We start from the raw sequence: 16,986 nt of genomic DNA, 5'->3' as shown, positions 1-16,986 counted from the left end.
CAACCAAAACTTACTCTCTTGGAAAAAACAACGAGCAACTTAATTCTTGAGCTAAAGGATATATCTGCAGGATACGATAATAAAACAATCATTGAAAATATCAACCTAAAGGTTTATGATCATGACTTCACTGCAGTTATTGGACCGAACGGAGGTGGAAAAACAACCCTAATAAAAACAATAGTAGGGCTTATTACACCACTGAAAGGATCTATTGAGTGGCACACAGAAGAGACGACTAAATCGAAAAAAATATTTGGATATCTTCCCCAGATCAATCATATTGATCGATCATTTCCTATCTCTGTATTAGACGTAGTACTTTCAGGTAAAATCACCACAAAGAACATTTTCCAAAGACTGAGAAAAGAAAATCGAGAAAAAGCGATGTCTCTGTTAAAAGAGATGGGGGTGGATCGATTTGCAAAAAGAAGTATCGGAGAGCTCTCAGGAGGACAGCTACAGCGAGTTTTTTTATGTCGTTCTTTAATTAATGATCCCCAACTTCTTATTTTAGATGAACCAAACACATATGTAGACACCATTTTTGAGCATGAGCTATATGAAAAGCTCAATATTTTAAATCAAAGAATGGCGATATTAATGGTCTCTCACGATATAGGTACCGTGACAAGATTTGTAAAAAAAGTAGCTTGTGTAAATAGGACACTCCATTTTCATGGAATAGAAACGCCCAGCAACGAGAAAGAAAAGCGTTGCCCTGCCTCATTCTTGTATCATACCAACAGCCAAATAAAAGAACTTAAAGACCACTTCAAACCTCTTAACGATCATGATTGAACTATTATCATACGACTTCTTTCAGAATGCTCTCATTGCAGCAATATTTGCTGCGATATCTTGTGGGATAATTGGATCATATATTGTTTCTAAAAGAATTGTTTTCATCAGTGGGGGCATCACCCATGCCTCCTTTGGAGGGGTTGGCCTTGGATATTTTATGGGATTCAATCCATTATGGGGAGCAGGGGTATTTGCCGTTCTTGCATCCTGTATTATCGAGTTCCTGCGCTCCAAATCGAATATTAGAGAAGACTCTGCCATCGGAATCATCTGGGCTGCAGGAATGGCATTAGGAATATTGATGGTTTCCCTAACTCCTGGATATGCACCCGACTTAATGAGCTACCTTTTTGGAGATATACTAACAGTACAAAGCACCGATCTTTGGGCCATGGGAATAATTACAGCTATTATGACCATCTTCTTTATTGCAGCACATCAGGTCATCACTGCCATCGCCTTTGATGAATCCTATGCCAAAACCTTAAAACTACCTGTAAAAGCAATTAACTATATTATTGCAATCCTTATCGCTTTAACCATCGTAGCAAACATACGTATTTCAGGAATCATCTTAGTGATCTCTTTGATGACCATTCCACAAGCCACAGCCCAGAAATTCACGCATCAACTGAGATACATGATGCTTCACTCTATTTGGATCGGATTCCTCGGACTTCTTAGTGGACTCTACTTCTCTTATCTATTAGATATCCCCTCTGGGGCTTCCATCATTTTGAGCGAAATCGGAATCTTTGTTATAGTACAGCTTATTGGTTGCTTTATTCCATCTCACAAAACTGATAATACTTAAAACGATACTCTTCGAAAAAGGTGCACACTTTATGATAAGAGAACTAGTGCTCAAAGTAAACCAGACTAGTAACACTACTGTTTTTTTTATCTAATAACTATGTATAGCAACACCCGTAAATCAGAGAAGAATTGTATCATAGCAATCCCGAATGACATACCATTCGTAATTTTATATCAGATTATTATACGTCAATTATTCACATATGTTCATGGCTTAACACTAGTTTAGAATCATGTCAAACAGTTATAGCAAATCACGAATGCTTTAGTATACTCCACACATACATGAACCTTCACTATTTTAGTTTATGTACATTTCGCACAAACAAAAGAGAAGAGATATCCTGTCTCTGAATCCTCTTCTCTTGCTAATTGGTACAGGTAGTGTATTGTTAATTATTCGCAGGAGTTCTCCATCCACCTACATCATCTTTGGAAGCATCAATATAGAACTGTACATCTTTTCCATTAGAAGTACCATAAACTAAAAGTTTATATTCTTCTGATGATTCATGTACAATATTGGTAATCGTTAAACTTCGTCCTTTAAAAGTATATTCCGTTCTATTAAACATTGCCGAAAATAGATCTCGTACATTTTTATTGTTAACACTAGCGACATCAAATGACTGATTTATAATATTAACATCGCACACTTCATTATTTTTAGCCCCTTGAGGTAATGTTAATAATTGATAGTTATATTGATCACTAGTGACACTGATCGTATTAAAAATAGAGTAGTTACTAAATTTTGGAAAATCCTTATTTCGTTTACTAAAAAACATAAATGTATCGACTAATTCTGACGCAGTTACTTCAATAGCATTACTTGAAGAAGTTGAATATTGGATTGTAATCTGCCCAACACCTGAGATATTTCCCTCTACTTTAAGTGTTTTTACAAAAGACTTATCTAAAGTCACTAGAAGAATATCCATAACACTCTGCAATACCTTAGTGTCAAAATAAACTATTAGATCACCATCTTTTAGTCTTACTTTAAAGTCAATTTCATTGATTTTTAAAGATCCGTCTGAATTGTAAGAAACATCATATGATTCTTTAATAGCTGTACCTTTTGACGTTGTTTTCTCTACATTGAACTTATCATCTTTGATTTCATATTTAACAGACTTATCTTCCGTGGTGAAATTATCTTTATAACAATCTTTCTCGCCAACTTTTGTCTCGCCCTGATAGTATGTTATTTTACATGAAGTACTCACACCATTACTCCCTTTTATTTCGTCATCACTTTTAGGAACAACATAGGACTTATCTAACTGCTTCTCTAATTGCATTTGTAATCCAGTTTTGGGTGTTTCACTATTACTGTCTTTACAGCTCGCAAGAAGTCCTAGTGAAATAGATGCAGCTAAAATCAAATTCTTAATTAAGTTCATAATTGAAATTTATTATTATTTAAGTTTTCTACTAATAAAGAGTGTTAATCATAAGATTCGCTGCCTCATTTATCAATAATAAATCAAATAAATACACAAATAGATGATTATCGACAAATAAAAAACCACATCAACCATCATATATTTAACTTATGATATTTTTTGAACAAAATATCATAAGTTAAGCAGCGTTTTATGCAAAATGTAGTCATATATAAAAAACTACAGTTTTTTACCTATTTCGTATAGATGGAGATTAAAAGATTGATTAAAAAATGCCTTGGAAATGACCAACGCGCATTTAATAAGTTATACAAAAAAAATTCACCAATATTTGCGGGTATATGCAAGCGTTATGCCTCGTCTGAAGACGAAGCAAACGAAATATTGCAAGAAGCATTTATTAAAATATTCCAGAATCTAGATAAGTTGAAGGATCAATCTTTATTTGAAGCTTGGGGAAAAAGAATTGTTATTAACACAGCATTGAGCACAATTAAGCAAAAAAATAACAACATATCAATAGATGAAAAAGAGATCGATATTACAGAAGAAGAAGAAGAAGAGTCTAATCAAATTTTAGAACATTTAGACATTAGTGGTATTATATCACTAATGAATAAACTCCCTAAAGGATATAAAACCATTATCAACCTATATGCAATGGAATCGTATTCTCACAAAGAAATTGGAGAGATGTTAGATATAAAAGAATCTACTTCTAGATCGCAATACCATAAAGCAAAAAAAGCTTTTCAAAAAATTATTTTACAAAACATCACAGAGAATAAGTAATGGCAGAATCAAACTTCGAAAATCTTCTACGAGCCAAGGCTAATGATTTTAAGGTGCCTGTTTCTAGTACTGTCACCAAGTATATTATGCAACAAACATCAGGACGAATGATGGCTACTCTCTCTTCCAAGAACCTGTCATCCTCAATAAAAAAAGGGCTAGTTAAAATAAGTTCTCTAGGGTCTAAGAATTTTATTATTGGAGTAGTAGCAACCTCTGGGACAACAGCAGTTATTGCAACAAGTAGTCACATGATATATCAAAAGAAAGAAAACAAAGTCGAACTTATTTCACAAACTCCATCGAAAGTTGTTACTATTATCACGACTGACTCACAAGTAGAAAAGATCGGAACTAAAAATATACGACCAAAGAACAACGAAAATACTTCATTCGACAAAAAAAAACTTTCTCCATCTATTCGGAGAAAGCCTAATGTACTTAATAATAATATTCATCTTTCTGATGCTGCAAAAACGATAAATAAAAAAATAAATAACAAAAAAACAGAGGAAGTTCTTTTTTCAGATAAAACAAAAGAAGCGAACCATGTTATTAAAACGTCGAAACAAGGTAAGAGAATTCCTATGGTAATAGAACATAAGTCGTATAAGACTGAGAAGAAAGATAAAATCCTCCTGTCTAAACTAGAACTAGACAACACTAAAACTATCAATACTACAGATCAAGAAAAAATTCCGTTAAGAAAAAAAAGAAAACAGAAGTTTAGTATTAAAATAGGGGGAACGGCTGGTTATTCAAAAATAATAATTGGAGGGGACAAATCAGATAGTACTATTGGCAATCCATATGGATTCAATTATGGAATCAGGTTAGATACGGGTTATAAACTCTCATCAAAATTAGAGTTTACAAGTTCATTGAAATACCAGTTACTTAAATTTAATACAAACCTTGGAACTTATCAATCTATCAAAGAATATATTCATCGTGACATAAACCTTCTTTATGGGAGATTAGGGCTAAACTACTCTCTTATACAATCTCCAAAATGGGAGCTTGGTCTTCATGGAAATATTGGAATTAGTTACAAGCTCAAACATGAAACTAAAATGAATTTTAGGAATCTAGATAAACCTATTGCTATTGATCAGTCTAATGAACAGCCTTGGGCTCCATCTTTAGAAATAGGTTCTGATCTTACATACAAAATAAATAAATCAATTGCTTTAGGGGTAGCTCTAAATTTCGAATATGGACAGGCCCTAAAAGACTATCACATCACAAATATAAATTCAGCATTTATACTGTGCTTTAGGTTTTAAAAATAATCAATATTCAATATATAGTAAACAGGGATAGTTGAGTCTATATCACTCTATGATATAGACCTTTTTTGTAATATATGTAGAATATTACACATCTTCTCGCAAGAAATGGATTGGAAGTATAAATACAGCAAACTAATATCTTAAATATACTAATGAGTGACATTAACACCATATTCTATCCAAATATGCATCGTAATGAATAATGATAAACCTAAATAATCAGGTAGAAACAGGGCTTATAATTAGGTACAATCTTTTTTCATACAACCTTAATCCGTACGTTGGATACGTATCCATCACAGATTGGTTAGGGTTTGGTTACTCCTAGAGTAACCAAAGGGTAACTGAAGGGTAACTGAAGGGTAACCGAAGACACTACAAAAGAAGAAGGCATCTGCGAACAGGATTATGGAATATGGGATAGAGAAACGGACAATATATTTAAAAAAAAGAGGATACTCAATAAATGAATATCCTCTTAGGAATAGTAGCGGAGACAGGACTCGAACCTGCGACCTCCGGGTTATGAGCCCGACGAGCTACCAACTGCTCTACCCCGCGATGTATTGTTTGCTACTCTGAAGTATTCCGACATTGAATCACTTCATTTCCTGTGTAGCGGAGACAGGACTCGAACCTGCGACCTCCGGGTTATGAGCCCGACGAGCTACCAACTGCTCTACCCCGCGATATATTGTTTGCTACTCTGAAGCATTCCGACATTGAATCACTTCATTTCCTATGTAGCGGAGACAGGACTCGAACCTGCGACCTCCGGGTTATGAGCCCGACGAGCTACCAACTGCTCTACCCCGCGATGTATTGTTTACTACTTTGAAGCATTCCGACATTGAATCACTTCATTTCCTATGTAGCGGAGACAGGACTCGAACCTGCGACCTCCGGGTTATGAGCCCGACGAGCTACCAACTGCTCTACCCCGCGATGTATTGTTTGCTACTCTGAAGTATTCCGACATTGAATCACTTCATTTCCTATGTAGCGGAGACAGGACTCGAACCTGCGACCTCCGGGTTATGAGCCCGACGAGCTACCAACTGCTCTACCCCGCGATGTATTGTTTGCTACTCTGAAGCATTCCGATATTGAATCACTTCATTTCCTATGTAGCGGAGACAGGACTCGAACCTGCGACCTCCGGGTTATGAGCCCGACGAGCTACCAACTGCTCTACCCCGCGATATTGCGGTTGCAAATATAGATCTTTTTCATAGAAACCCAAACCCATCTTGTGTTTTTTTTATTTTTGCCCATATTCTAAATTAAATTATGAATCATTAGGATGTCATAAAAGTGATAAAACATCTAAATTCTATTACCTTTGTAAGTATAATGATAGTTTTAACTATATGGACAATACAGACAACAATGTTCCAAAGAAATTAAGAGAACGATTAAAAGACCACTATAGAGTCGTGGTATATCACGACATTACCTATCACGCAATCAGACAATTGCGTTTTAGTTTACGTCGTTTCTACATACTACTAGCTCTTTTTGTACTTGTTATCGCAACTTTATCCATATCATTAGTTGCATACACTCCATTGAGAGAGCTTATTCCTGGGTATACTTCTGAAAGTATGCGAACCGAAATAATCAAAAATGCTATTGCTGTAGATTCTCTTGAACATGAGATAGCTATTCGAGATAAATATTTCCGTGATTTTAGAAGAATGCTTGCGGGGGACACTCCGATAGAGATAACCGACACGGCAAATATTAAAGGAGTTGTAAAACTAGACAACATCAAATTCAAAGAGTTCAATCACGATTCAGTATTTGAAAAAAAGATTCAAGAAGACAAACAAAATCTTTCCATCAATAGCAATGAAAATAGTCATCGAATATTAGGAAGTGTACTTCTCTTTTCTCCATTAAAAGGAAAGATAAAAGACCCTTTTAGTATTCAGAAACATCATTATGGTATTAGTCTAATAGCAGCAAAAGGTTCTACTGTTTTCTCCACCTTGGATGGTACGGTTATCTTTGCTGGCTACACAGCAAATAACAAATATGTAATTCAAATTCAACACGATAATAATATTATTTCGGTATACAAACACAATGAAGAGGTATTAAAAAAAGTAGGGGATAAAGTCAGAGCAGGAGAAGCAATTGCAATTATTGGTAATAGCAGGAAGAAAGAACTTCCTTACCTTAACTTTGAGCTATGGTACAAAGGCGTAGCAGTAAATCCCCAACTCTATATTCATTTTGAATAGTGTAAGTTGCGAAGGAAATAAAAAGAAGATAAAAAAGTGACCACAAAAAAAAGATTAGCAATACTTGGGTCTACAGGATCAATTGGAACCCAAACCCTGGAGGTTGTAGACCATCATCCAGATAGATTCTCTGTTGAAGTAATCACTGCAAACAATAGCTCACAGGAATTAATAAGACAAGCAATACAATACAAACCAAACTGTGTCGTAATTGCAAATGAAGCAAAGTACAAGGAGGTCGATGAGGCTCTATCGTCTCACGACATCAAAGTATATGCTGGGGCAGAAGCGTTGGAACAAGTCGTACAGATGGACTCCATTGACATCGTAGTTACTGCCATGGTTGGATATGCTGGGCTACTCCCAACAATAAGAGCCATTGAAGCAAAAAAGACAATTGCTTTGGCCAATAAAGAGACCTTAGTTGTTGCAGGCGATCTTATCCAGTCAAAGGTTCAAGAAAATCAAATCGCAATACTTCCTGTCGATTCCGAACATTCTGCAATATTCCAGTGCTTGGCTGGAGAACAATACAATCCGATAGAGCAGATATATCTTACCTGTTCAGGGGGACCTTTCCTCGGAAGAGATAGAGATCAACTCAAAGGAGTCACTGCCAAAGATGCATTGAAACATCCTAATTGGGATATGGGTGCTAAGATATCCATCGACTCTGCAACCATGATGAATAAGGGTTTTGAGGTAATAGAGGCAAAATGGCTTTTTAACCTACATGCAGATCAGATAAAAGTGATTGTTCATCCTCAAAGTATAGTCCATTCACTTGTTCAATTTGAAGATGGATCCATGAAAGCGCAAATGGGGCTACCAGATATGAAACTACCCATTCAATATGCGCTGACTTATCCAGAGAGATACAAGACCTCTTTTAAGAGATTTAACTTTATGGACTATCCAAGCCTTACCTTCTCGGCTCCAGATATGGATACTTTTTCAAATCTTCGCTTGGCATACCAAGCAATGGAAGAGGGCGGAAATAAAGCATGTGCATTAAATGCAGCCAACGAAATTGCGGTAAAATCATTTTTAGAGAACAAGATCTCTTTCTTAGGCATGCCTCAATTGAATGAGGAAGTGATGGAAAAAATTTCTTATATTGCCAAACCTTCACTAGACGACTATATTGAAACAGATAAGGTTGCTAGAGAGATGGCGTATGAGGTTATTAAAAAAAGAACATTATAACATATGGAAATATTTATCAGAGTTGCACAACTCCTTCTTAGTCTTTCATTACTAGTCATTGTCCATGAGTTCGGACACTTTATGTTTGCCAAGCTATTCAAATGTCGAGTGGAGAAATTCTACCTATTTTTCGATGCTTATTTCTCTCTTTTTAAAAAGAAAATTGGTGACACAGAATACGGAATTGGATGGCTTCCTTTAGGAGGATATGTGAAGATCTCTGGAATGATTGATGAATCGATGGACAAAGAACAGATGAAACAAGAACCACAACCGTGGGAGTTTCGTTCTAAGCCAGCGTGGCAGCGTCTTTTAATCATGATTGGGGGAGTACTTAATAATGTAATTCTTGCTTGTATTATCTATACAGGAATTAGTTACGTATGGGGAGAGAGTTATTTACCTAACGACAATATAAAATTTGGAGTTCAAGTTTCAGATATAGCCAAAGAGGCAGGAGTTGAGAATGGAGATAAGATTGTCTCTATTGACAACAAGGAAATTGTGAAATTTTCAGATATCAATCGTTTTATGCTTTTGGATGATGCCAAACAGCTTACGGTGGATAGAAAAGGTGAAAATGTAACACTTTCTATCCCAAAAGGAACAGTGGCTCAATTGATCTCAACAAAACAATCTTTTGTGTATCCACGCACTCCTTATGATGGAACGATAGCTAATTTCTCAAAAGATTCTCCAGCAAGAAATGCAGGATTAAATCTACAAGATCAAATTGAAACTATTGATGGGAAACATTTTGAGTTTCTGGATCAACTTCAAGCCTATGCAAAAGAGAATGCAGGCAAAGATGTGGTGGTATCATATCTTCATGAAGGGACAAACAAAGAGGTGATGCTACGAGTGAGTGACAAAGGATATATTGGTACTATGTTTAATCAATATGAATTTGAAATAGCTACAACGCACTATACATTTCTTGAATCTATCCCAAGAGGTTTAGAAAGAGGCAAAAACTCTATTGTAAACTATCTGAAGCAGCTTAAATTAATGGGGAATCCTGATACAGGAGCCTATAAGAGTGTTGGTGGGTTTATTGCTATTGGGAAAATATTCCCAACAACATGGGATTGGTACAGCTTCTGGAGTATGACTGCACTTTTGTCTATTGTATTAGCTGTTATGAACATTCTACCAATTCCTGCATTGGATGGTGGACATGTATTATTTCTGTTATTCGAAATTATCACAAGAAGAAAACCGAGTGAGAAGTTTCTTGAATATGCACAAACAGTTGGTATGTTTATCTTACTTGCACTACTAATTTATGCAAATGGAAATGACATAATCAAACTAATATTTAATTAATTTAAACACACACTAAAAATAGAATCGTTATGAATCCTGCAGTAATTTTAGGAATGTTAGGTGGTCAAGAGATTTTTATTATAGCTGTAATTATCCTTGTCCTTTTTGGAGGAAAAAAAATCCCTGAATTGATGAAGGGGATAGGTAAAGGAATGAAAGAATTCAAAAAAGAGACGAAAGAGGAAGATACTGATACTAAAAAAGAAGATTAGTATTTCATTATTTACTCTGTCTATTTCAATACAAAAAAAAGATCCTTCCAAGAAGGATCCTTTTTTTTTGCTATATTTAGAGATATATACTGTGAATCAATTTGATACATTTAAAATTATGAAAAAATTCAGATCCTTGCAGCTTGTTACCATCATAGGACTCTTATTGGTTTTAAGCTCATGTGGCGGAGGTAAAAAATCGTTGATGAAGAAGGCTACTGGAAAACCAGGAAGTCTTGTGGTAGTAGTCCCAGATAATCTTTGGAATGGAAAAGTAGAAACTACATTTCGTCAAACTCTAGCACAGCCAGTTCCTAGTATCCCTCAAGATGAACCGATGCTTGATGTAGTTCAAATTCCAAACAAAGGGTTCACAAGCATCTTCCGTACCACCAGGAACCTTTTGATCGTAAATGTAGACAGTCGTAACGAAAAGAATCAAGTAACGATTGGAAAGGATTTATGGGCTACACCTCAAACAGTTATCAAGATAAAAGCCAAATCAAAAGAGGATCTTATCAAATTATTCAAAGAGAATGATCGCACCATCTTAAGTACATATCTTAGTGCAGAGAATCAGATCTTAATGGATACATACAACAAACAGACTTTCCGAAATAAAGGTGTATACAAACATCTAGAGAAGAAGTTTGATATTCATATGAACGTCCCTAAGGGATTCTCTATTGCTTTAGATAAACCTAACTTTAGCTGGATTAAATATGAAGCAAGAGAAACAAGTCAAGGATTATTTGTTTGGAGTATGCCTTATACTAATGAAACACAATTCTCTGTCGACAATCTTGTCGCAGTGAGAGACTCTCTTCTAAAAGAATATGTTCCAGGTCCGGCACCAAAATCGTACATGACAACAGAGCATCAGATATCCACCCTCTATCGTACATTCAAATTAAATGGGAACTATGCAGTAGAAATGAGAGGTCTTTGGAAGGTTGAAGGAGACTTTATGGGTGGACCTTGGGTAAGTATTTCTGTCTTAGATGTGGTTAAAAAGCGTATTATCACAGCAGATGGATATCTCTATTCACCTAAATATGATAAACGAAACTTATTAAGACAAGTAGAGGCAATGATTCGTTCTGTATCGTTTCCATATCAGAAAAAAATAGATATGGTAAACAAAACACTCGACTCTACACCAGATATCACAATAACACCAGACAATTAAATTCAAAAGATTGACCAATAATGACAATGATTATTGGTCAATCTCTATATTATTATTTATCCCAATAGTTATTTGGAAATTGGTCTAAACCCGATTATTATAGTTTCATATTGCACCTACGGGGTTATATTTACACCCTATATTATTCAAGAATTTACCCCATAAAAGCAGTATACATCCAAACAAGTTTCTCTTGCTCTCTAATATAATCACTCATCAAGGCATTGGTTCCTTCATCTCCATAACGATCACTTAAGTCTAGAAGAACACGCTGTTTTTTAATTAAGACCTCTAATCCATCTAAGATTGTCCCAACAGTAGTATTAGCATCTGTTGCCCCAACAACTTCCTGGATCTCTGAACTAGAAATATAACTAGTATAAGAATGGACAGGGGACTCTCCTAATGTAAGTACTCTCTCTGCAATTTCATCTACTTTTAGAAGAATGTCATTATACAACTCTTCAAATTTCACATGTAATTCAAAAAATTTATCTCCTTTAATATTCCAATGAAAACCTCTTACGTTCATATAAAATATCTGATAGTTTGCCAAAAGATCATTCAATTGAACTGACAACTCTTTTACCTCTTCGTTTACTAAACCAATTCTATTCATCCCGTATTATTTGTTTTGATTACACTACAAACATAACACGTAATTTACTGACAATCAAATCAATAATTATTATACCCATATAGAGAAACTTTATAAGAGGTAGAAATCAATCCAATAACAGGGTTAAGAATATACATTAGCAACTCTTTTTATATGATGATAATCGTATCAACTTTTGAAATGAACTCCTAAAATGTAAAGATGCCTTTATTGCAAAAAAGAGAAGATATTATGAAAGGAAGAAGTGTTCGGCATAAGTTAGCAATAACCTATGCCGATAAATGATTATTTCTTTAATACAGGGACCCCTTCAGGCATATCCTGATACTCATAAGCTTGATTACGTAATTGTGGGATAAATCCAGCTTCAATAATTGCTTTTTGAATGCTCTCTGCGTCCATTTGGTAATTGGCACCTGCGGACGAAACAACATTTTCTTCGATCATTATCGAACCCATATCATTGGCACCTGCATACAAACAAGCTTGTGCTGTTGCCTTTCCAACAGTAAGCCATGAAGCCTGAATATTTGGCACATTATTTAGTAAGATACGACTCATTGCGATTAACCGAACATAGCTTGAAGGCGTTACAGGCTTACAATCATATGTCTCAGCAAGTTTTGTTCCTTCTGTGTATACAGTCCAAGGAATAAAGGCAGTAAACCCATTGCTTCCTACAGGTCGTTGCTCCTGAACATCGCGTAACTTTAGTAGATGTTCAACACGTTCAGAAGTCGTTTCAATATGACCAAACATCATTGTAGCAGAAGTAACCATATTTAATCTATGCGCTTCTCTCATTACCTCAAGCCACTGCTCTGTAGTTGCCTTTCCAGGTGATAACGTTTTTCGAACCCTATCAGAAAGAATCTCTGCACCAGCTCCAGGTAAACTATCTAATCCAGCAGCTTGCAGACGAACTAAGGTTTCACGATAAGACAGTTTGCTTTTTTTCGATATATGATGTATCTCCGGAGGACCTAATGAGTGTAGTTTTACCTCAGGGTAACGAGACTTCAGTGTGGAAAAAAGCTCCTCATAGAACTCAATTCCATACTTAGGGTGCATGCCTCCCTGCAAAAGAAGTTGGTTTCCACCTTTTTTGAGCATTGCCTCAATCTTCTCAATATACTCATCTAATGTTGTAGTAAAAGTATCTTCATCTTTTAGCTTTCGATGAAAATTACAAAAAGAGCAATCAGAAATACAGACATTCGTGATATTAACATTTCTATCAATGATCCATGTTACTTTGTTGTCATTACGATATTTCTTTCTTATTTCATTCGCCACAAAGGTCAACTCACTGAGAGGACTATTTTCATAAAGAAATAGTCCTTCTTCCAAAGTAAGCGCCTTTAGATCAATGGCTTTTTTATATAATGAGACCCTATCCATATTATGTTTTTTCTCCTAGTTTATTCGAAGTATGTCTTCTCTCAAAGATCTTCTCAAATGTACACAATTGATCTTGGAGATAAAATAAAAGATATAAAAATCTTATTTTAGCAAAAACAGGATCATCATCAAAAGAGACCTATTGTTAAAACATAAAATATCAAGAGTGATTTAACGAAATCATTTCTGAATAGGATAACAATTCTTTGTTAAGTTTGTTATTTCTTAATTAGGACTCTTTTTATCGATAAAGATCCTCAGGAATTGATTTAACACCAAAAGTATTATGAAACAGATACATTTAGCTTCTAATGAAGCAATGCCTAAAGATCGAATTTTCCTTTTTAACAAAGCATCTAAAGAGACTCTTACTCACCTGGATGAAAATCAGTTAGCATATATCCAAAACCAACTAGACAAAGAGCTTACAGTCATACAAATCCCTTCATGTGATGGTTCTTTTCAGTGGGTTGTTGCAGTAGAAAAAGAGGATGATTGTATAAAAATGGCAGAGACACTAAGACAGTGTGCTGCGAAAGTGATCCCATTAGTAAAAGCTCAAAGAGTCACAGAGGTTGGAGTTGTAAACAGGTCCAACATGAAACGAATCTCTCTTCCTTTTGTGGAAGGTTTTGCTCTATCAAACTATAAATTTGACAAATATCTTTCCAAGAAAGAGGAATATCGTATTACTTCTATTGTAGTGGAGGATGAAGTTACAACCGAGCATATTTCACATCTAAATGCTGTTATCAAGGCAACTTTTAAAGCACGAGATCTAGTAAATGAACCTCAATCTTTTCTTAGTGCAACCCAGCTATCAAAAGAGATTGAAGAGATGGGATTAGAAGCGGATATCCATGTTACAATCCTAGACAAAGAGAAAATAACATCCTTAGGTATGGGTGGACTTCTTGGTGTAAACAAAGGAAGTGTAGCACCACCAACTTTTACAATCATGGAGTATAAACCTGATAATGCAAAAAATACCAAGCCTATTGTTCTTGTAGGAAAAGGAGTCGTATATGACACAGGTGGGTTAAGCTTAAAACCAACCCCATCAAGTATGGACTACATGAAGTCTGATATGGGGGGAGCTGCTGCAGTATCTTGTGCAACTTACGCCATCGCTCTCGCGAAACTCCCATATCACATCATTACACTGGTACCTGCTACTGACAACCGCCCTTCTGGAGAAGCATATGCTCCTGGTGATGTTCTAAACATGTTTAATGGAAAGACGGTAGAGGTTTTAAATACAGATGCCGAAGGACGTTTAATCCTTGCGGATGCACTATCCTATGCTGATCAATACACTCCTGAAGTAGTCATGGATGTAGCGACACTAACTGGGGCAGCGGCAATTGCTATCGGAACAGAAGGTGCTGTAATCATGGGTAATGCAGATGAAAAATATTTCGAAGAGATTCAGCAAGCTGGAATGAGTAGTTATGAACGAACTGTTCGTTTTCCTTTCTGGCAAGAGTATAACAAAATGCTTGAGAGCGATATTGCAGACCTAAAAAATCTTGGAGGACGTGAAGCAGGAGCAATCACTGCAGGAAAATTCTTAGAGAATTTTACAGAAAGTCCTTTTATTCATTTGGATATTGCAGGGCCTGCTTTTCTTCATGCTGAGAAGGGCTATATCAAAAAAGGAGGCAGTGGTTTTGGTGTTCGTCTTATTTTTGAATGGATAAAAAATAGTGCACAATAGTCCTGTTTTTCTAAAAGATGACTTTGGGAGTAAAATAGAATCTAAAAATTGATTAAATTTGATTTATTAAAAAATTGAACAGTAAGTGGTCGCTTTATAGCTATAGATAGTATTTCTTCGGAAAACACTTAACATTAAAATATCATCTTTATAAAGAGACTCTTAACAATCATATACCATTATGAATTTTCAAAAAATCAAAATAGGAATCACACATGGTGATATCAATGGTGTGGGGTATGAAGTAATCATCAAATCTCTTGAAGACGATAGAATTTTTGACTCTTGTACTCCCATTGTTTACGGTTCTCCAAAGGTGGCAGCTTATCACAAGAAGGCGATTGATCACAATAAAGTTTCATTCAACCAAATTGTAGATGCATCGGAGGCTCACGAGGGAAAGGCAAATATCCTAAACTGTATTTCTGACAACACTCGTGTTGAATTGGGAAAATCTACAGCTATTGCAGGGGAGTCTTCTTATATGGCCTTAGAAAAAGCCTGTGCAGATCTTAAAGAGGGCAAAATTGATGTATTGATCACTGCTCCTATCTGTAAAGACAATATCCAATCAGAAGATTTTAACTTTCCAGGGCATACAGAGTTTCTTGCGGAACAATTTGATTCGAAAGACCATTTAATGCTGATGGTGAGCGAACAGATGAAAATTGGTGTAGTTGCTGGACATATTCCAATTGCAAAAGTCACTGAAGTGATCACAGAGGAGCTTGTTCTAAGTAAGATCCGTGTGATGCACCAGACCATGAAACAAGATTTTGGTGTGGATGGACCAAGAATTGCCGTATTGGGACTTAATCCACATGCTGGAGACAATGGACTATTGGGTGATGAAGAGGAAAATATTATTATTCCTGCACTTAAAAAGGCCCAAGAAGAGGGAATTATGGCAATGGGTCCATATCCTGCAGATGGTTTTTTTGGGAATGGAACCTACAGCAATTTTGATGTGATTTTGGCGATGTACCATGATCAAGGACTTGTTCCTTTTAAAGCACTTGCCTTTGATGATGGAGTAAACTTTACAGCAGGCCTACCAATCATAAGAACTTCCCCTGGACACGGTACTGCTTTTGATATTGCTGGAAAAAATAAGGCCTCGGAAAACTCGTTCCGAAAAGCCATGTATCTTGCAATAGATCTTTATCGAAATAGAGAGATCTATAAAGATATTTCCAAATCACCTTTACAGAAGTATGACCTTGAAGATCGACAATCCATGGGAGATAGATCGATATAAATTACAAAAATTTAAAGGCACTTTTTACAGTGCCTTTTTTAACACATAGAAAATAATGTACGAATATATTAAAGGGCAACTGATTGAAGTAACTCCGACATATGCAGTGGTCGAAGCTTCAAATATTGGTTATCAAGTTTTTATTTCACTAAACAGCTATCAAAAGATTCAAACTATTTCCGAAGTGCTTTTGTGGACTCATTTTGTTATTAGAGAGGATGCACGATCTCTTTATGGTTTCTACGACAAAGAAGAGAGGACCCTTTTTCGTCATCTAATCTCCGTCAATGGGGTCGGATCAAACACCGCAATGGTCATGTTGTCCACTTTCCCAACGATGGAATTAACGCAAGCAATTCAAACAGATGATGTCAATACATTGAAAAGTATTAAGGGCATTGGGGCAAAAACAGCCCAACGTATTTTGATCGATTTAAAAGATAAAGTAGGAAAAATCGAAGGAGATACTCATATTGTAGCCTCTCAGAACAATACGAATAAAAATGAAGCGTTATCTGCTATGGTGATGTTAGGATTTAATAAGAAGGCTACAGAGAAAGTTATTGATAAAATTATTAAAGAAAATCCTGGGCTCGCAGTTGAACCCATTATCAAACTGGCACTGAAAAGCTTGTAGTCCTACCCACCATCTAGTGTGTAACCATTCAAGCCCTAAGAGACAGGTTGAGACAAATAGGT

15 protein-coding genes and 6 tRNA genes are annotated in these 16,986 nt (G+C 35.8%); 12 read left to right on the top strand and 9 right to left on the bottom strand.

Annotated elements, in window-relative coordinates:
- The first annotated feature begins 18 nt into the window (after positions 1-18).
- Entirely contained in the window at positions 19-801 is a 783-nt protein-coding gene (locus K4L44_16690) for an ABC transporter ATP-binding protein (GenBank protein ID QZE14139.1), read from the top strand.
- A complete protein-coding gene (locus tag K4L44_16685; protein QZE14138.1) occupies positions 794-1,618 on the top strand; it encodes a metal ABC transporter permease in 825 nt (274 codons plus the stop codon). The genes K4L44_16690 and K4L44_16685 overlap by 8 nt, the downstream gene beginning before the upstream one ends.
- A 394-nt stretch (positions 1,619-2,012) precedes the next feature.
- Here K4L44_16685 and K4L44_16680 read toward each other — a convergent pair whose 3' ends face one another.
- Entirely contained in the window at positions 2,013-3,026 is a 1,014-nt protein-coding gene (locus tag K4L44_16680; GenBank protein QZE14137.1) for a hypothetical protein, read from the bottom strand.
- Positions 3,027-3,275: 249 nt separating this feature from the next.
- Here K4L44_16680 and K4L44_16675 point away from each other — a divergent pair, with 249 nt between their 5' ends.
- Positions 3,276-3,821, top strand: coding sequence for a sigma-70 family RNA polymerase sigma factor (locus K4L44_16675; GenBank protein ID QZE14136.1), 546 nt, complete (start codon positions 3,276-3,278; stop codon positions 3,819-3,821).
- Entirely contained in the window at positions 3,821-5,107 is a 1,287-nt protein-coding gene (locus tag K4L44_16670) for a hypothetical protein (GenBank protein ID QZE14135.1), read from the top strand. The genes K4L44_16675 and K4L44_16670 overlap by 1 nt, the downstream gene beginning before the upstream one ends.
- 494 nt (positions 5,108-5,601) lie before the next feature.
- Here the strand turns inward: K4L44_16670 and K4L44_16665 are convergent.
- From K4L44_16665 to K4L44_16640, 6 genes are all read right to left on the bottom strand, one after another.
- A tRNA-Met gene (locus K4L44_16665) sits at positions 5,602-5,674 on the bottom strand.
- Between the two features lie 55 nt (positions 5,675-5,729).
- Positions 5,730-5,802: transfer RNA gene (locus K4L44_16660), tRNA-Met, on the bottom strand.
- Between the two features lie 55 nt (positions 5,803-5,857).
- Positions 5,858-5,930 (bottom strand) — tRNA-Met (locus K4L44_16655).
- 55 nt (positions 5,931-5,985) lie between these two features.
- Positions 5,986-6,058: transfer RNA gene (locus K4L44_16650), tRNA-Met, on the bottom strand.
- A gap of 55 nt (positions 6,059-6,113) precedes the next feature.
- Positions 6,114-6,186, bottom strand: a tRNA-Met gene (locus tag K4L44_16645).
- A 55-nt stretch (positions 6,187-6,241) separates the two neighbouring features.
- Positions 6,242-6,314: transfer RNA gene (locus K4L44_16640), tRNA-Met, on the bottom strand.
- Positions 6,315-6,483: 169 nt separating this feature from the next.
- Between K4L44_16640 and K4L44_16635 the strand changes: the two genes are divergently transcribed.
- The 5 genes from K4L44_16635 (at position 6,484) to K4L44_16615 (ending at position 11,292) form a co-directional block, all read left to right on the top strand.
- The gene (locus tag K4L44_16635) at positions 6,484-7,359 is read left to right on the top strand and encodes a M23 family metallopeptidase (GenBank protein QZE14134.1); all 876 of its coding nucleotides are present in this window, start codon (positions 6,484-6,486) and stop codon (positions 7,357-7,359) included.
- 36 nt (positions 7,360-7,395) lie between these two features.
- Positions 7,396-8,565, top strand: coding sequence for a 1-deoxy-D-xylulose-5-phosphate reductoisomerase (locus tag K4L44_16630; protein QZE14133.1), 1,170 nt, complete (start codon positions 7,396-7,398; stop codon positions 8,563-8,565).
- 3 nt (positions 8,566-8,568) lie between these two features.
- Positions 8,569-9,891 carry an RIP metalloprotease RseP gene (rseP, locus tag K4L44_16625; GenBank protein QZE14132.1) on the top strand — a complete coding sequence of 441 codons (1,323 nt, stop codon included), beginning with the start codon at positions 8,569-8,571 and terminating at the stop codon, positions 9,889-9,891.
- A 29-nt stretch (positions 9,892-9,920) separates the two neighbouring features.
- Complete coding sequence (locus tag K4L44_16620; protein ID QZE14131.1) at positions 9,921-10,103, top strand: twin-arginine translocase TatA/TatE family subunit; 183 nt, start codon at positions 9,921-9,923, stop codon at positions 10,101-10,103.
- A 118-nt stretch (positions 10,104-10,221) separates the two neighbouring features.
- Positions 10,222-11,292: a DUF4837 family protein gene (locus tag K4L44_16615; protein QZE14130.1), complete on the top strand. Its 1,071-nt coding sequence runs from the start codon at positions 10,222-10,224 to the stop codon at positions 11,290-11,292.
- A 154-nt stretch (positions 11,293-11,446) separates the two neighbouring features.
- On the opposite strand, the gene K4L44_16610 is transcribed toward K4L44_16615, so the two are convergent.
- A complete protein-coding gene (locus K4L44_16610; GenBank protein QZE14129.1) occupies positions 11,447-11,911 on the bottom strand; it encodes a DNA starvation/stationary phase protection protein in 465 nt (154 codons plus the stop codon).
- A 285-nt stretch (positions 11,912-12,196) separates the two neighbouring features.
- Entirely contained in the window at positions 12,197-13,312 is a 1,116-nt protein-coding gene (gene mqnC / locus K4L44_16605; GenBank protein ID QZE14128.1) for a dehypoxanthine futalosine cyclase, read from the bottom strand.
- A 286-nt stretch (positions 13,313-13,598) separates the two neighbouring features.
- On the opposite strand from mqnC, the gene K4L44_16600 reads away from it, so the two are divergent.
- The 3 genes from K4L44_16600 to ruvA all read left to right on the top strand — a co-directional run bounded on the left by K4L44_16600 (position 13,599) and on the right by ruvA (position 16,924).
- Positions 13,599-15,029, top strand: coding sequence for a hypothetical protein (locus K4L44_16600; protein QZE14127.1), 1,431 nt, complete (start codon positions 13,599-13,601; stop codon positions 15,027-15,029).
- Between the two features lie 181 nt (positions 15,030-15,210).
- Positions 15,211-16,287 (top strand): 4-hydroxythreonine-4-phosphate dehydrogenase PdxA, encoded by a 1,077-nt coding sequence (gene pdxA / locus K4L44_16595; protein QZE14126.1) that lies wholly within the window; start codon positions 15,211-15,213, stop codon positions 16,285-16,287.
- A gap of 55 nt (positions 16,288-16,342) precedes the next feature.
- Positions 16,343-16,924, top strand: coding sequence for a Holliday junction branch migration protein RuvA (ruvA, locus tag K4L44_16590; protein ID QZE14125.1), 582 nt, complete (start codon positions 16,343-16,345; stop codon positions 16,922-16,924).
- Positions 16,925-16,986: the final 62 nt, after the last annotated feature.

Source organism: Prolixibacteraceae bacterium (assembly GCA_019720755.1).
In the GTDB taxonomy this organism is placed as follows: Bacteria; Bacteroidota; Bacteroidia; order Bacteroidales; family Prolixibacteraceae; genus Halosquirtibacter; species Halosquirtibacter laminarini.
This window is presented reverse-complemented; position numbering and strand designations above follow the sequence as displayed.

Excerpts from the sequence above, each read along its gene's own strand:
- mqnC (QZE14128.1), bottom strand. The coding sequence starts at position 13,312 with ATGGATAGGGTCTCATTATATAAAAAAGCCATTGATCTAAAGGCGCTT.
- K4L44_16675 (QZE14136.1), top strand. The coding sequence starts at position 3,276 with ATGGAGATTAAAAGATTGATTAAAAAATGCCTTGGAAATGACCAACGC.
- pdxA (QZE14126.1), top strand. The coding sequence starts at position 15,211 with ATGAATTTTCAAAAAATCAAAATAGGAATCACACATGGTGATATCAAT.
- K4L44_16670 (QZE14135.1), top strand. The coding sequence starts at position 3,821 with ATGGCAGAATCAAACTTCGAAAATCTTCTACGAGCCAAGGCTAATGAT.
- K4L44_16615 (QZE14130.1), top strand. The coding sequence starts at position 10,222 with ATGAAAAAATTCAGATCCTTGCAGCTTGTTACCATCATAGGACTCTTA.
- K4L44_16635 (QZE14134.1), top strand. The coding sequence starts at position 6,484 with ATGGACAATACAGACAACAATGTTCCAAAGAAATTAAGAGAACGATTA.
- ruvA (QZE14125.1), top strand. The coding sequence starts at position 16,343 with ATGTACGAATATATTAAAGGGCAACTGATTGAAGTAACTCCGACATAT.
- rseP (QZE14132.1), top strand. The coding sequence starts at position 8,569 with ATGGAAATATTTATCAGAGTTGCACAACTCCTTCTTAGTCTTTCATTA.
- K4L44_16610 (QZE14129.1), bottom strand. The coding sequence starts at position 11,911 with ATGAATAGAATTGGTTTAGTAAACGAAGAGGTAAAAGAGTTGTCAGTT.
- K4L44_16620 (QZE14131.1), top strand. The coding sequence starts at position 9,921 with ATGAATCCTGCAGTAATTTTAGGAATGTTAGGTGGTCAAGAGATTTTT.
- K4L44_16600 (QZE14127.1), top strand. The coding sequence starts at position 13,599 with ATGAAACAGATACATTTAGCTTCTAATGAAGCAATGCCTAAAGATCGA.
- K4L44_16680 (QZE14137.1), bottom strand. The coding sequence starts at position 3,026 with ATGAACTTAATTAAGAATTTGATTTTAGCTGCATCTATTTCACTAGGA.
- K4L44_16685 (QZE14138.1), top strand. The coding sequence starts at position 794 with ATGATTGAACTATTATCATACGACTTCTTTCAGAATGCTCTCATTGCA.